The following is a 13797-nucleotide window of genomic DNA, read 5'->3' on the forward strand; positions in this document are numbered from 1 at the left end:
GCTGAAGAACTTACAAACTCGTTGTCACTTTGCTGGCCACCTCACCCGGCACCCAGCCCTTCCATACCTGCGGCTGATCACGCAAAAACGCTTCGGCCACCTGACGCGGCGGCTGGCGCTTTTCGCTCATTTGCGCAAGGGTCTGGTTCAGCAGATCGATCGGCAAATCAACTTTTTCGAAGAACGCCACCAGGTCCGGATACCGGGTTTTGAACGGCGCCGAAACACCGATGGCCAGGCTGGCCGGCATCGAGCGGGTGCCTTTGGGATGGGGGTTGCTGGCGTCGGCCAGGGTTTTCCAGGCGTCGGCGTCGAAAGCCGGCTCTTCGAGCTTGACCAGTTTGAAGCGACCTAACAGCGGGGTCGGCGACCAGTAGTAAAACAGCACCGGTTTGCCACGACGGATCGATGAAGCGACTTCTGCATCCAGCGCCGCGCCGGAGCCCGTGCGGAAGTTGACGTAGCTGGCGGTCAGGTCATAAGCCTTGAGTTTCTGGCTGTTGACGATCTCCGAGGTCCAGCCGGTCGGGCTGTTGAGGAAGCGTCCGCGGCTCGGGTCTTCCGGGTCGCGGAACACGTCCTTGTAGCGCGCCAGGTCGGCGACGGATTTGAGGTCCGGGGCCAAGGGTTTGATGCCACGTTCCGGGTCGCCCTTGATCACGTATTCCGGCACCCACCAGCCTTCGGTTGCCCCTTTGACGGTATCGCCCAAGCCAAACACCTTGCCTTCCGAGGCGGCTTTGACCCAGGCCGGGCTGCGACCGGCCCACTCTTCTCCGATCACTTGAATGTCGTTCTTGGCCAGCGCCGCTTCGAGGCTGACGGTGCTGCCTGGCAGCGTATCGGTCGGGTAGCCGTAACCTTTCTCGACGATCAATCGCAGAATCTCAGTGATGAGGCTACCGCTTTCCCAAGTGATGTCGCCGAAGTGGATGGGGGCGGTTTTTTCCGCTGCTGGGACGTGGGCAGCCACAAGGCTCAGGGCCAGCAGCGAACTGCCGAGCAGGGTTTTGATCGATCTCATGCAGACCTCCGGGTCAGGCGATTCAAGGATTCATTGGCACTGTGCTGGGCGCACAACGTCTGGGAACGGGTCATGTAGACGCTCACCGAGCGTTGGGAAATGCCCAGTTCGGCGGCAATCTGCGGGTAGGTCAGGCCATCGATTCGCGACAGCAGGAAAGTAGCCCTGACTTTTCCAGGCAAGCGTTCAAGCGTGCGGTGGAGGCCATGCAGGGCCTGGCTCACTTGCGCCAGTTCCTCGGGCGACTTCGCTTGCTGCGTGTCGACGTGTTGCAACTGATCGAGGTGTCGGCGCTCCAGATCGCGGCGGCGCCAGAGCTGATAAATCAACCGCTGGGCGATGGTGGTGAGCAAGGCGCGCGGATCGCGGATAGGCGTCAGTCCCGGCGATTCGAGCAGTTGCATGAAGGCTTCGGCGGCGATGTCTTCAACGCTGCTACTGGCCCCCAGATAGCGGTGCAACCGAGCGCACAGCCAGGGGTAATGGGCGCGGAACAATCCACCCACGTCGTTGCGATGGGATAGGTCGGTGCCGGACATAGAGGCTCCAAGGGTGAGGGGTCGCTGAATGTCCGGTCGTCCGGTGATGCGATCCTAGCAAGGAGCCTTATTCTTTAATAATACTTAAAACGAATTTTTATATTCCACTAAGCTATTTAAGTTGCGCCTGATCGATTGCTTTCGCGAGCAGGCTCGCTCCCACAGGGTTCACAGATGTCCTGTGGGAGCGAGCCTGCTCGCGAAGAAGATCTGTCGAGAAAAAACCTCACCGCAACCGCCCGTACCCCAATGCCTCAGCTTCCTGCTGATAGTCGAGAACGATTTGATAGTCACTCTCGCTGGCCGGCAAAACCTCGTGCAAACCGAGGATTTCAGCGACATCGGGCAATTCCCGCAAAGTCTCGTTCATCACTTGCCGTAGCGCCCCAACGTGTTCATCTGTAACCGTCGCGGCGGTGATGTAGGGCAAGGTCGGACTGAACGCGCTTCGAGCAACGATGCGCAGGCCCGCCACCTCTTCTTTGGCGTGCTGTGCCAGGTAAGCGAAGGTCACGCTGTCGATGGCCGCCAGGTCCGCAAGCGCTTCGCGTAACCAGCGCAGGCTTTCGCGGTGGCTGCCGCTGATACCGACGCTGGAAAAGAACTGTCCGTGGTGATGCAGCGGCGCCAGACGATGACGCAGCAGGTTCATGCCGCTGTTGGAATCTTCGCCATTGATCACACAGCGACTGTCGCGAAACGCCGCCAAGGCCCGTCGTGGATCATCGGCGCGGCTCAGCAGCAGGCTGCAATGACTGCCGCCGTTGCTGTCAGGGAGCTCGTAGCGCGGACGGCCGACAACCCGGACCTGGCCGCGCAACGTTGTCATCAGCGGATAGCCGCAGGTTTGGGTCAGCAGCAAGTGCGGGGACAGCCACAGGTCCATCAATGAGAGGTCTTCGGCGTTACGACGGGGCGCACCCAGTCGCTGCAGAATCCGCGCCAGCCAACGCTCGTTCGCCTGACGGATGGGTTCTGGCGCGACATACATCAGTAATTCAGCAAAGTGTTGTGTCATCAAAAAATACCCCAAACAACGAAACTCCCTTTGTAGGAGCGAGCTTGCTCGCGATGGTGTGTCAGTCGACACCAATGTATCTGGTACACCATCGCGAGCAAGCTCGCTCCCACAGGGGTTAGGCGTTGATCATAAAAATTCAGTGAAACGGATGTTGTGGACTGTCGATGGCCTTCACACCATGCTGACGCCACAACTGGCCATATCCCTGCACCAGGAACCCGCCACTGCGCGCCAGCCATTGCTCGCGACGGGCGCGGTAGGCCCGGGGCAGGTCGTACCAGGGCAACCCCGGCAAATCATGATGCACCAGATGAAAATTGAGGTTCAGGAACAACCAGCGCCACGGCCAGGCCGCTTCGTTGATGACCGTCCGTTGCTCGGGCTGCACATGGGGACGGTGTTCATAGTAAGAGCGAATCATGGCAATCGAGAGTGCCGGCACACTGATCAGCAACAGGTAATGCCAGACCGGCAGCACGCTGTAGCGCGCGATGAACAGCAGCATCACCAGCGTCAGCGCGCCGTGGCTCAGCCACATCAGCCAGGCTTGGCGCGACCCCGCTTTCAGTCGGTTAAGCTCTTCCCGAGCCAACCCCAGCAGCGCCAGTGGCGCACCAAGAATGAAGCGACCGAGCACAGTTTTGTTCAGCCAGTACAGGCCTTGTTCGAACAGTGAACTGCCCTGCCATTGCGCGGCGCTCAGGTAACGGCTTTCCGGATCGATACCGGGGAGAGTCAGGTTTTCATCGCGGTGATGCAGCAAATGGCTGTCGCGATACAGGGTATAGGGATACCACACAGCGAACGGCGCGTAGCCGAGGATTTTGTTCAGTGTTTGCCAGCGAGTCGGATGGCCATGCAGCAATTCGTGCTGCACCGACAACCAAAGCGCTACCACTGGAATCAACAGCAAAGTGCTCCACCACTGGCCCAACCGGTCGCTGGCCAGCACGAGGCTGAACCAGCTGACGTATACGCCAATCAACAGCAACCAGGTCGGCCACTCGGTGCGGGCGGTCAGGCGTTGGCGCAGGATTTCGATTTCTTCTTGGTGGGCATTATCGAAGTAATGGGGCATGGCGTTGCTCAGATCGGGGACCAATCCCCTTCTGTGCAATGGCGCAGGGAAATCTTGCAGATTATTTGATGACGTCAACGTCCCCCGTAGGAGCGAGCTTGCTCGCGAAGAACTTGAAAGCAACGCGTTTATTCAGGAAGAACGCGTTATCGTTGACGTCCTTCGCGAGCAAGCTCGCTCCTACAGAGGCCGGTGTGGTTTATCTCTTAGTGACCGAACACATCCACCTTCTTGGCTTTCTTGTCCGCGCGCTTTTCATCGGCGGTTTTCGCCGGTTTTTTCTTCGCTGCTTTCTTTGAATCCATGCCTTTGGCCATGATACTTACTCCACTCATACGGGATGTGAGATCAGGTATACACCTATCCCCGCGCGCGTGTTCTTTTATAATCGCCCACTTTGCACACCGACAGCCCACCACCATGCCCAACACCCAGTACACCTTGCTCGACGAGCCTTTGTGGCCCTTGATGAACAAGTTTTATCGCGCCCACCAGTCATCGATGAAAGCGGTCCGTGACGCGCAATTGTGGGTCGCGCGACGCGATGAAATCATTGGTGCGCTGTGTTTGCGACCGGTCTCAGGCGGCCACTGGCTGACCGGTTTGTTCGTCGACCCGGCCTGTCGTGAACAAGGGATCGCGGCGGCGTTGGTTGCGCAAGCGGTGAAAGGTCTCGAACACCCGGTCTGGCTGTTCTGTCATCCGGACTTGCGTGGCTTTTACGAACGCCGCGGGTTTTCCTTCGATCCGCAAATGCCTTACGCCATGGTCGAACGGCTGACCCGTTATGCACGCAGCAAACCGATGATCGCCATGGGCCTGGAACCGGCCCTGGCCCATTGAAATACGGATATCACCTTTGGGAGCGAGCCGGCTCCGGGCGGCGTTCCGACGAAGGCGGAGTGTCAGTCACTGAAAATAGTGAATGTAGAGGCCCCTTCGCGAGCAGGCTCGCTCCCACATTGGATTTGTGTGGTTTCAATCGTCTGCGTTGGGATCCAGATCCGGAAACATGACGTCGGTAAACCCGAATTTGCTGAAGTCGATAATCCGCGACGGATACAACCGTCCGATCAGGTGATCGCATTCATGCTGCACCACACGCGCATGAAACCCCGAGGCGACGCGCACGATCGGCAAGCCTTTCGGATCAAAACCTTCGTAGCGAATCTGCTGATAACGCTCCACCGCGCCCCGCAGGCCGGGCACCGACAAACACCCTTCAAACCCCTCTTCCAGCACTGGACTCAACGGTGTGATCAACGGGTTGATCAGTATCGTCTGCGGCACCGCTTCAGCGTCCGGATAGCGCTCGCTGTGCTCGAAACCGAAGATCACCAGTTGCAGATCGACGCCGATCTGCGGCGCGGCCAGGCCCACCCCACCGACGCTTTCCATGGTCTGGAACATGTCATCGATCAGCTGCCACAACTCAGGGCTGTCGAACATCTCGGCAGGAACTGGCGGAGCAATACGCAGCAGGCGCTCATCGCCCATTTTCAAAATTTCACGGATCATGGTCAGGCTTCGTCAGTGTTCGGTTTGAGCGAATGATCCCGGCCCAACCCCGAAACATGGTTTTTGTCTTCGTGATGGTGCTTGCCGGGGACTTTTTCGCCAGGGTCCTTGCCTTCGGTCGACATGTGCTCGATCACCGCATTCATCTCCGCACCGAGCAACAGCACCGCCGCGGAAATATAGAAGTACAGCAACAGCACGATGATCGCACCGATACTGCCATACATGGCGTTGTAGTTGGCGAAGGTCTTGACGTAAAACGCGAAGCCCAGGGACGCAATGATCCATACCACCACGGCCAGCACAGAGCCGGGGGTGATGAAGCGAAACTCTTGTTTGACGTCAGGCATGACGTAATAAATCAGTGCCACCGCGACCATCATCAGGATCACGATCACCGGCCAGCGCGCAATGGTCCAGACCGTGACAATGAAATCCTCCAGACCGACCTGAGAGGCGATCCAGCCCATTACTTGCGGCCCGAGCACCATCAGCGCCGCGGCGATGAGCAACATGCCGGCGATGCCCACGGTATAGAAAACCGACAGCGGAAAACGCTTCCATAACGGACGGCCTTCGACCACGTCATACGCCGCGTTCATCGCGTTCATCATCAGCCGCACACCGGCGGAAGCCGTGTACAGCGCGATGACAATACCGACCGACAGCAAGCCACCCTTGGATTGCTGGAGCTGGTCGATCACCGGGTTTACCTGTTCCAGTGCCTGTGGCGGCAGGACCAGTTCCGATTGCAGGCGCAACCAGGAGAAGAAGTCCGGCAGGTGCAGGAAACCAACCAGGGCGATGAGGAACAGAATGAAAGGAAACAGCGAGAACAGCATCTGATAGGCCAGCGCCGAGGCATAGGTCGACATCTCGTCGGCAATGAACTCGGTCACCGTGCGCACCATCACACGGTGGATGGGCAGACCTTTCATGTCCGGGAAAATCATTAGCGTCTCCTTTCGCCGCAAAGGGTTGAAGTCGTAGCGACTCAGGGGCCGTTTTCTACATCAAAGTAGCCTACTTGGCGAATATGAAACAATTTCCTTGTTCAAGTTCAGGCTGACACAAAAACGGCCATCCGCGGATGGCCGTTTCTGATCCGCGTCAAAGGCGGAATCACGCCTTGTCGACACCTTTTTTGATCGCGTCTTTGGCCTTGCCAATGGCCTCTTGTACTTCACCTTTTTTTTCCTGCACTTTACCTTCGGCCTGCAGCCGGGTGTTGTCAGTTGCCTTGCCGACGCCCTGCTTGACGTTGCCGACGGCTTCGTTAGCCATGCCTTTTACTTTATCGCCAGTGCTGCTCATGGTGTTTCTCCTGTGAACAATTCAACGGGGAAAGTAGTTACACAACGATTGACCGGAGGCGTTTGCAGGGAGTTTCATTTATTTTTGGCCGCACATTTCATCGATCGAAGCAGGTTAGGCTTTATGTTTGCAGGCTAACCCCCGAGAATGCGCAACGTATTCAGGCCTTGGCGCTGAAGATCCAATCCCGTAGGAATGTTATGAAACTCGATAAAAAGCAGGCCATTGCCCGCAGAAACCAGGAACTCGGCGGTGCTGTGCTTGGCGTCAACAACTGCCATTTCACCGAATTGAACCGCAACCGTAACATCTGGTGGTTCGATATTCCGGTGGCTCGCCTGGCCATTGGTCAGTACGAATGGGTTCACCTGCTGATGCACACGCCGGATACCGACGAACTGCTGCACCTGAAAGTGCCGACGGTGTTCCTGCGCGAGAAGCTCGAAGGCCTGGTGGTGCGCAATGAAGGCAAGCGCAAAGCCGCCTTGAGCCTGGAGTTGAGCGCGGATAAAGATTCGTACTTGCAGGACATGCGTCCGGCGGGCACCAACGTCAATTTCGCGCAGTTCCGGTTGTAAGCCAAAAGCCAAAGCTTCGCGAGCAGGCTCGCTCCCACAAGTGACCGCATTTTCCCTGAAGAAACGCGGTCAAAAATGTGGGAGCGAGCCTGCTCGCGATAGCGGCCTGGCGGACAATGAAAATCTCTCAGATCAAAAAAAGCCCCGCATCTGCGGGGCTTTTTGTGGGTTACGCGCCGACCTTCTTGGCGGCGATTTTCTTCAACTCTTCGTCACGCAATTCACGACGCAGGATCTTGCCGACGTTAGTGGTCGGCAACGCATCGCGGAACTCCACGGCGCGTGGAACCTTGTAGCCGGTGACGTTGGCACGCATGTGCTCCATCACCTGTTCCTTGGTCAATGTCACGCCCGGTTTGGCGACGATGAAGATCTTGATCGCCTCGCCCGACTTCTCGTCCGGTATGCCGATAGCGGCGCATTGCAGCACGCCCGGCAGGGTCGCCAGTACATCTTCCAGTTCGTTCGGGTACACGTTGAAACCGGAGACCAGAATCATGTCTTTCTTGCGATCGACGATGCGCATGTAGCCGTCCGGCTGGATCAGCGCGATGTCACCGGTCTTCAACCAGCCTTCGCTGTCGAGGATTTCATCGGTGGCTTCCTGGCGCTGCCAGTAGCCCTTCATCACTTGCGGACCTTTCACACACAGCTCGCCAATTTCGCCCATCGGCTGTTCAACACCGGCATCGTCGATGACTTTGCACTGGGTCGATGGCACCGGGATACCGATAGTACCGATTTGAATATTCTGGATCGGGTTCACGGTAGCCACCGGGCTGGTTTCGGTCATGCCGTAACCTTCGCAAATCGCGCAACCGGTGACCGCTTTCCAGCGCTCCGCCGCCGCCAGTTGCAGGGCCATGCCGCCGGACAGGGTGATTTTCAGCGCCGAGAAATCCAGCTTGCGGAAACCTTCGTTGTTGCACAGGGCCACGAACAAGGTATTGAGACCGACGAAACCGCTGAACTTCCACTTCGACAGTTCCTTGACCATGGCCGGCAGGTCGCGCGGGTTGCTGATCAGGATGTTGTGGTTGCCGATCAGCATCATCGCCATGCAATGAAAGGTGAAGGCATAGATGTGGTAAAGCGGCAGCGGTGTGATCAGGATCTCGCAACCTTCATTGAGGTTGGAACCCATCAGTGCCTTGCACTGCAACATGTTCGCCACGAGGTTGCGGTGGGTCAGCATCGCGCCTTTGGCCACGCCGGTGGTGCCACCGGTGTATTGCAGCACCGCGACATCGCTGCTGGTCGGGTTGGCTTCAGCGACGGGCTGGCCGTGACCTTTGCTCAACACCTCGTTGAACTTGATGGCTTTAGGCAAGTGATACGCGGGGACCATCTTCTTCACGTACTTGATGACGCTATTAACCAGCAGTCGCTTGAGCGGCGACAGCAGGTCGGCCACTTCGGTGACAATGACGTGCTTGACCCCGGTTTTCGGCACGACAATCTCGGCCAGGTGCGCCATGTTGGCCAGGCAGACCAGGGCTTTGGCACCGGAGTCGTTGAATTGGTGTTCCATTTCCCGCGCGGTGTACAGCGGGTTGGTGTTGACCACGATCAGACCGGCGCGGATGGCACCGAAAACGGCGACCGGGTACTGCAAGACGTTAGGCAATTGCACGGCGATTCGATCGCCCGGCTGCAAGTCGGTATGCTGTTGCAAGTAAGCGGCAAAAGCGCCGGACAATTCGTACAGCTCACCGTAGGTAAGCGTCTTGCCCAGGTTGCTGAATGCCGGCTTGTCGGCGAAGCGTTGGCATGACTGCTTCAACACTGCCTGAATATTCGGATACTCGTCCGGATTGATGTCGGCAGCAATCCCGGCAGGGTACTTATCCTTCCAAAAGTCTTCGATCATGGAAGCCCACTCCTCAGCAACGCGAATTCAATACCGCATTTGATGCGATTATTATTGGTGTTTGATTATTGGTGAGTCTGGCTTTTATATAAGGCCGAGAAGTCACAAGCGGGCCGAGAGTAGCAGCTTTGCCTAGGGTCGACTAGAGCCAAAATCGGCCTCAATGGTCACATTTTCGACCAACAAATACTTAATAGTCAGTTTTAGAGCAAAAATTCTATAAACCCTTGGAAGCCTCTGAAATCGGGGCTTCCATCCTCTGAAAAGCATCGCGGGCAAGCCCGCTCCCACAGGTTCCGCGTCGTTCACTACTTTGAGAACAACACTGGACCTGTGGGAGCGTGGCTTGCCCGCGATCCGCGCGAAGCGCGGCCATTCAACGATCAAGCGATATCACGCAACTCCCGACGCAGAATCTTGCCCACCGGCGTCATTGGCAACGACTCACGCAACACGATGTGCTTGGGCACTTTGTACGCCGTGAAGTTTTCCTTGCAGTAGGCCTTCAGCTCTTCAAGGCTGACACCCGATTCGCGGGCCACCACGAACAACTTCACCGCTTCCCCCGAGCGCTCGTCCGGCACGCCGATCACCGCGCAGTTGGCGACTTTCGGGTGAGCCATCACTACGTCTTCGATCTCGTTCGGGTACACGTTGAAACCCGAGACGATGATCATGTCCTTCTTGCGGTCGACGATGCGTACAAAACCGTCCGGGTCGATCACTGCAATGTCGCCGGACTTGAACCAGCCCTCGGCATCCAGCACTTCGGCGGTCGCCTCGGGTTTCTGCCAGTAGCCTTTCATCACCTGCGGGCCCTTGATGCACAGTTCGCCGCGCTCGCCCAACGGTTGCTCGACGCCCTCATCGTTGATGACTTTGAGTGTAGTGCCCGGCACCGGCAAGCCAACCGTGCCGATCCGCGATTGATCGCCATAAGGGTTGGTGCAGGCCACCGGTGAGGTTTCGGTCAGGCCGTAACCTTCGGTGATGCGGCAACCCGTGAGTTCTTCCCAACGCTCGGCAGTGGCCTTGACCAGTGCGGTGCCGCCAGAATTGGTGAGTTTGAGACTGGAGAAGTCCAGGGTCTTGAAATCCGGATGGTCCATCAGCGCGACGAACAGCGTGTTGAGCCCCAGCAACGCCGAGAACCGCCAGTTTTTCAGTTCCTTGATGAAGCCCCCAATGTCCCGCGGATTGGTGATCAGCACATTGTGGTTGCCGGTCACCATCATGCACATGCAGTTCGCCGTGAAGGCATAGATGTGGTACAGCGGCAGCGGCGCGATCATCACCTCCTGCCCTTCGCGCAGCAGCGGCTGCCCGTCGCGGCCGAACTGGCCGAGACAAGCCCGAGCCTGCTGCATGTTCGCCACCAGATTGCCGTGGGTCAGCATCGCGCCCTTGGCCAGGCCGGTGGTGCCCCCGGTGTATTGCAACACGGCGATGTCGTCGAGGCTGATTTTCAGCGGCTTGATGCCCAGACCCCGGCCCAAACGCAGCGCGCTCTTGAAAGAGATGGCCTGCGGCAAGGAATACGCCGGAACCATTTTCTTGACCTTGCTCACCATGGTATTGACCAGCCAGCCCTTGGCGCTGGGCATCAGATCGCCCATTTTCGCTTCGATCAGGTACTGGATGTCGGTGTCGGCCAGCACTTCCTGGACCTTCTGGCCGAACATATTCAGGTAAACCAATGCCCGGGCGCCGGAATCCTTGAACTGATGACGCATCTCCCGCGCGGTGTACAGCGGGTTGGTGTTGACCACGATCAATCCGGCGCGCAAGGCACCGAACACGGCAATCGGATAATGCAGGACATTGGGCATCTGCACCGCAATGCGATCCCCCGGCACCAGGTCGGTGTGGGCTTGCAGGTAACCGGCAAATGCCGCGCTGTAGCGTTCCAGCTCGGCGTAGGTCAGGGTGACGCCCATGTTGCTGAAGGCCGGACGGTCAGCAAATTTCTTGCAGGAACGCTCGAACACTTCAATGACCGACTTATAGGCCTCTTGGTCAATGTCCAGGGGCACGCCGGCCGGGCGTTTGTCATTCCAGAAATCAGGTTGCATTGTTCTTGTCCTCGTTACCTGAACCTATCCGGGGGCCGCTTTTCTGTCGCTTCTCTCTCATTCCTCAAAAGCAGAAAGCGAATAGCGGGGCTTCACGGACACTAACAGCTATGACGAATCAGGCAAATATGCCAATAGGCGTCATTGATCGTGTGAATCTTCCTGCCGTGGCGTGGCCTGATCAGACGGCACGCGTGGGATGCGCTATACAATGCAACGACGCCCATGCCACCTGTAGCCCTATGCAAAAGGAATCGCCATGATCCACGACACCTTCTGGCTGACCGCGAGTGACCGCAGCCGCCTGTTCGTCAACCAGTGGCTACCTGCTGGCCCGCTCAAGGCCGTCATCCTGCTGGCCCATGGCATGGCCGAACACAGTGGTCGCTACGCTCGTCTGGCCGAAAAACTCTGCGAACAGGACTATGGCGTTTACGCACTGGACCTGCGTGGACATGGCAAAACTGCCGAAAAAGGGACGCTGGGTCATTTCGCCGACGATGACGGTTGGTGCAAGGTCGTCGGTGACCTGGCGAGCCTGAATCAGCACATCGGCCAACAGCATCCCGGCGTGCCGATCGTCCTGCTCGGCCACAGCATGGGCAGCTACATCGCTCAGGCCTATCTGCTGCATCACAGCGCCAGCCTGCACGGTGCCATTCTCAGCGGTTCGAACTTTCAACCCATTGCGCTTTATCGCGCGGCGCGGCAAATCGCCCGTCTCGAAAAGCTGCGCCAGGGCCCCAAAGGTCGTAGCGCCTTGATCGAATGGTTGTCGTTCGGCTCGTTCAACAAGTCATTCAAACCCGTGCGGACCCAATTCGACTGGCTCAGTCGTGATCCGGAAGAGGTCGATCTGTACGCCAATGACCCACTTTGCGGCTTTCGCTGCACCAATCAGCTATGGATCGATTTGCTTGGCGGGTTGCAGCAAATCAGCAAAGCGTCCAATCTCGCCCAGATCGATCCGGGCCTGCCGCTATTGGTAATAGGTGGCGAATGTGATCCAGTGAGTGAAGGCAAACGTCTGAAAGATCTGGCCCACGCGCTGCGCGAGGCTGGTAGCCGCCATCTGCAACTGACCATTTACCCGCAGGCACGGCATGAACTGTTCAACGAGAGTAATCGCGATCAAGTGATCGCTGACGTGTTGAACTGGATCGCCCAGGCGCTGAGTACCCGCCGGCCACACAAAACCGAATAGTTTTTTTGTGATTTTTTTTATTCGTGACAGGAATTGAGACACATGACCCAGGTTACCAACACCCCTTACGAAGCCCTTGAAGTTGGCCAGACCGCCAGCTACAGCAAGACGGTCGAAGAGCGTGATATTCAGTTGTTCGCCGCGATGTCCGGGGACCACAATCCGGTGCACCTGGATGCTGAATTCGCCGCCAGCACCATGTTCAAGGAGCGCATCGCACACGGCATGTTTAGCGGCGCTCTGATCAGTGCGGCCGTTGCCTGCGAGCTGCCTGGGCCGGGGACTATTTATATCGGTCAGCAGATGAGCTTTCAAAAGCCGGTGAAAATTGGTGACACGCTGACCGTGCGTCTGGAGATTCTCGAGAAGCTGCCAAAGTTTCGCGTGCGTATTGCCACTCGGGTATTTAACCAGCGAGATGAATTGGTGGTAGATGGCGAGGCAGAGATTCTGGCACCGCGCAAGCAGCAGACCGTGACGCTGCCGACGCTACCGGCAATCAGCATCGGCTGATGATGTAGGAGCGAGCTCGCTCGCGAAAGACGTTAACGGTAACGCGTTCGTCCTGAATGAACGCGTTGCGTTCAAGATCTTCGCGAGCGAGCTCGCTCCTACAGGTAGACGCCGAATCTTGTAGATACCCCGGGCGAACGCTTACGAACGTGCGCGAGCCTCGTTCCGTAGCGCTTTTACCTGATCGTGATTACGTTGCACGCCGTGATACTGACGCTCGACCAGGTCACGAATGCCCACCAGGTTGTGTTTGTTGATTTTTTCGATGGCGTCCTTGTACGCCTTCAACGCGTGGTCTTCACCGCGCTCGGCTTCGTTCAACACTGCCTCTTCGCCTTTGCCGGTGAACATCGCTTTCACGTCGACCCAACGACGGTGCAAATCACCGCTGACGCTGGTGGAGGTTTCGGGATCGCCGCCCATAGAACGTACCGCGCTCTGCAGTTCCGCCGCAGCGGTTGCGCAATCGGACGAGCGTTGCATGAACAAGGTTTTGAGTTCAGGGTGTTTGATGTCTTCAGCGCAAGTCTTGAACCCTTCCTGACCGTCCTTACTGGTTTCAATCAGGTCATTGAGTACAGAAATCGCTTCTTTATTCATGTCGGTCATTTTTCAATTCCTTGCGGGTTGATGAAAGATGCAATAAACGTTGCAGCCTGCGTGCCAGCTTAGAATTGATTAATTAAACGTTATTATTCAATAACTTGGTTTTTATACCCGGACCTGTACCCGCGTTTTTTGCATGATCTGTCATTTGGCCTGCATGCAGAATGCCTGTATTTTCCTGACTGTTTGAATCACGACGACTCATTGATGAACCCTGAAAAGCTCGAACTGCTGATTACCCGTGAAATGCCCTTCGGCAAATACAAAGGCCGAATCATTGCCGACCTGCCCGGCCCCTACCTGAACTGGTTCGCCCGGGAAGGTTTCCCCCATGGCGAACTCGGAGGCTTGTTGGCCCTGATGCAGGAAATCGATCATAACGGCTTGTCGGAATTGCTCGAACCACTGCGCGCCAAACATGGCAAACCCGCACCCCGCCATTGATCCTGGACCGAGTCAC

At 57.3% G+C, this 13797-nt stretch carries 15 protein-coding genes; 5 read left to right on the forward strand and 10 right to left on the reverse strand.

Annotated features, from left to right (window positions below):
* Nucleotides 1-10 precede the first annotated feature (10 nt).
* The 4 genes from AC1MDT_RS15775 to AC1MDT_RS15790 all read right to left on the reverse strand — a co-directional run bounded on the left by AC1MDT_RS15775 (nucleotide 11) and on the right by AC1MDT_RS15790 (nucleotide 3662).
* Nucleotides 11-1024: an ABC transporter substrate-binding protein gene (locus tag AC1MDT_RS15775; protein WP_480418020.1), complete on the reverse strand. Its 1014-nt coding sequence runs from the start codon at nucleotides 1022-1024 to the stop codon at nucleotides 11-13.
* Nucleotides 1021-1563, reverse strand: a complete 543-nt coding sequence (locus AC1MDT_RS15780; protein ID WP_480418021.1) for a sigma-70 family RNA polymerase sigma factor — start codon at nucleotides 1561-1563, stop codon at nucleotides 1021-1023. Before AC1MDT_RS15780 ends, AC1MDT_RS15775 begins: the two co-directional genes overlap by 4 nt.
* Nucleotides 1564-1789: 226 nt before the next feature.
* Nucleotides 1790-2581 carry a phosphate/phosphite/phosphonate ABC transporter substrate-binding protein gene (locus AC1MDT_RS15785; RefSeq protein WP_480418022.1) on the reverse strand — a complete coding sequence of 264 codons (792 nt, stop codon included), beginning with the start codon at nucleotides 2579-2581 and terminating at the stop codon, nucleotides 1790-1792.
* Between the two features lie 139 nt (nucleotides 2582-2720).
* A complete protein-coding gene (locus tag AC1MDT_RS15790) occupies nucleotides 2721-3662 on the reverse strand; it encodes a fatty acid desaturase (RefSeq protein WP_480418023.1) in 942 nt (313 codons plus the stop codon).
* A 420-nt stretch (nucleotides 3663-4082) separates the two neighbouring features.
* Between AC1MDT_RS15790 and AC1MDT_RS15795 the strand changes: the two genes are divergently transcribed.
* Complete coding sequence (locus AC1MDT_RS15795; protein ID WP_480418024.1) at nucleotides 4083-4505, forward strand: GNAT family N-acetyltransferase; 423 nt, start codon at nucleotides 4083-4085, stop codon at nucleotides 4503-4505.
* Nucleotides 4506-4640: 135 nt separating this feature from the next.
* Here AC1MDT_RS15795 and def read toward each other — a convergent pair whose 3' ends face one another.
* The 3 genes from def to AC1MDT_RS15810 form a co-directional block, all read right to left on the reverse strand.
* A complete protein-coding gene (gene def / locus AC1MDT_RS15800) occupies nucleotides 4641-5180 on the reverse strand; it encodes a peptide deformylase (protein ID WP_480418025.1) in 540 nt (179 codons plus the stop codon).
* Nucleotides 5181-5182: 2 nt separating this feature from the next.
* Nucleotides 5183-6133: a YihY/virulence factor BrkB family protein gene (locus AC1MDT_RS15805; protein WP_480418026.1), complete on the reverse strand. Its 951-nt coding sequence runs from the start codon at nucleotides 6131-6133 to the stop codon at nucleotides 5183-5185.
* A 169-nt stretch (nucleotides 6134-6302) separates the two neighbouring features.
* A complete protein-coding gene (locus tag AC1MDT_RS15810; protein ID WP_201120159.1) occupies nucleotides 6303-6494 on the reverse strand; it encodes a CsbD family protein in 192 nt (63 codons plus the stop codon).
* Between the two features lie 200 nt (nucleotides 6495-6694).
* On the opposite strand from AC1MDT_RS15810, the gene AC1MDT_RS15815 reads away from it, so the two are divergent.
* The gene (locus AC1MDT_RS15815) at nucleotides 6695-7072 is read left to right on the forward strand and encodes a hypothetical protein (protein WP_033056806.1); all 378 of its coding nucleotides are present in this window, start codon (nucleotides 6695-6697) and stop codon (nucleotides 7070-7072) included.
* 169 nt (nucleotides 7073-7241) lie between these two features.
* Here AC1MDT_RS15815 and fadD1 read toward each other — a convergent pair whose 3' ends face one another.
* Both fadD1 and fadD2 read right to left on the reverse strand, forming a co-directional pair.
* Complete coding sequence (gene fadD1 / locus AC1MDT_RS15820; protein ID WP_480418027.1) at nucleotides 7242-8942, reverse strand: long-chain-fatty-acid--CoA ligase FadD1; 1701 nt, start codon at nucleotides 8940-8942, stop codon at nucleotides 7242-7244.
* A gap of 383 nt (nucleotides 8943-9325) precedes the next feature.
* Complete coding sequence (gene fadD2, locus AC1MDT_RS15825) at nucleotides 9326-11014, reverse strand: long-chain-fatty-acid--CoA ligase FadD2 (RefSeq protein ID WP_480418028.1); 1689 nt, start codon at nucleotides 11012-11014, stop codon at nucleotides 9326-9328.
* A 259-nt stretch (nucleotides 11015-11273) separates the two neighbouring features.
* Here fadD2 and AC1MDT_RS15830 point away from each other — a divergent pair, with 259 nt between their 5' ends.
* Nucleotides 11274-12218, forward strand: a complete 945-nt coding sequence (locus tag AC1MDT_RS15830) for an alpha/beta hydrolase (protein WP_480418029.1) — start codon at nucleotides 11274-11276, stop codon at nucleotides 12216-12218.
* Between the two features lie 42 nt (nucleotides 12219-12260).
* Nucleotides 12261-12731, forward strand: coding sequence for a MaoC family dehydratase (locus tag AC1MDT_RS15835; protein ID WP_480418030.1), 471 nt, complete (start codon nucleotides 12261-12263; stop codon nucleotides 12729-12731).
* A 141-nt stretch (nucleotides 12732-12872) separates the two neighbouring features.
* Here the strand turns inward: AC1MDT_RS15835 and AC1MDT_RS15840 are convergent, their stop codons facing one another.
* Nucleotides 12873-13340, reverse strand: a complete 468-nt coding sequence (locus tag AC1MDT_RS15840; RefSeq protein WP_480418031.1) for a ferritin-like domain-containing protein — start codon at nucleotides 13338-13340, stop codon at nucleotides 12873-12875.
* A 204-nt stretch (nucleotides 13341-13544) separates the two neighbouring features.
* Between AC1MDT_RS15840 and AC1MDT_RS15845 the strand changes: the two genes are divergently transcribed.
* The gene (locus AC1MDT_RS15845; protein ID WP_003213031.1) at nucleotides 13545-13781 is read left to right on the forward strand and encodes a DUF3820 family protein; all 237 of its coding nucleotides are present in this window, start codon (nucleotides 13545-13547) and stop codon (nucleotides 13779-13781) included.
* Nucleotides 13782-13797 lie beyond the last annotated feature (16 nt).

It is taken from the genome of Pseudomonas sp. ASL7 (genome assembly GCF_056680375.1).

Excerpts from the sequence above, each read along its gene's own strand:
- AC1MDT_RS15775 (WP_480418020.1), bottom strand. The coding sequence starts at position 1,024 with ATGAGATCGATCAAAACCCTGCTCGGCAGTTCGCTGCTGGCCCTGAGC.
- AC1MDT_RS15780 (WP_480418021.1), bottom strand. The coding sequence starts at position 1,563 with ATGTCCGGCACCGACCTATCCCATCGCAACGACGTGGGTGGATTGTTC.
- AC1MDT_RS15785 (WP_480418022.1), bottom strand. The coding sequence starts at position 2,581 with ATGACACAACACTTTGCTGAATTACTGATGTATGTCGCGCCAGAACCC.
- AC1MDT_RS15790 (WP_480418023.1), bottom strand. The coding sequence starts at position 3,662 with ATGCCCCATTACTTCGATAATGCCCACCAAGAAGAAATCGAAATCCTG.
- AC1MDT_RS15795 (WP_480418024.1), top strand. The coding sequence starts at position 4,083 with ATGCCCAACACCCAGTACACCTTGCTCGACGAGCCTTTGTGGCCCTTG.
- def (WP_480418025.1), bottom strand. The coding sequence starts at position 5,180 with ATGATCCGTGAAATTTTGAAAATGGGCGATGAGCGCCTGCTGCGTATT.
- AC1MDT_RS15805 (WP_480418026.1), bottom strand. The coding sequence starts at position 6,133 with ATGATTTTCCCGGACATGAAAGGTCTGCCCATCCACCGTGTGATGGTG.
- AC1MDT_RS15810 (WP_201120159.1), bottom strand. The coding sequence starts at position 6,494 with ATGAGCAGCACTGGCGATAAAGTAAAAGGCATGGCTAACGAAGCCGTC.
- AC1MDT_RS15815 (WP_033056806.1), top strand. The coding sequence starts at position 6,695 with ATGAAACTCGATAAAAAGCAGGCCATTGCCCGCAGAAACCAGGAACTC.
- fadD1 (WP_480418027.1), bottom strand. The coding sequence starts at position 8,942 with ATGATCGAAGACTTTTGGAAGGATAAGTACCCTGCCGGGATTGCTGCC.
- fadD2 (WP_480418028.1), bottom strand. The coding sequence starts at position 11,014 with ATGCAACCTGATTTCTGGAATGACAAACGCCCGGCCGGCGTGCCCCTG.
- AC1MDT_RS15830 (WP_480418029.1), top strand. The coding sequence starts at position 11,274 with ATGATCCACGACACCTTCTGGCTGACCGCGAGTGACCGCAGCCGCCTG.
- AC1MDT_RS15835 (WP_480418030.1), top strand. The coding sequence starts at position 12,261 with ATGACCCAGGTTACCAACACCCCTTACGAAGCCCTTGAAGTTGGCCAG.
- AC1MDT_RS15840 (WP_480418031.1), bottom strand. The coding sequence starts at position 13,340 with ATGACCGACATGAATAAAGAAGCGATTTCTGTACTCAATGACCTGATT.
- AC1MDT_RS15845 (WP_003213031.1), top strand. The coding sequence starts at position 13,545 with ATGAACCCTGAAAAGCTCGAACTGCTGATTACCCGTGAAATGCCCTTC.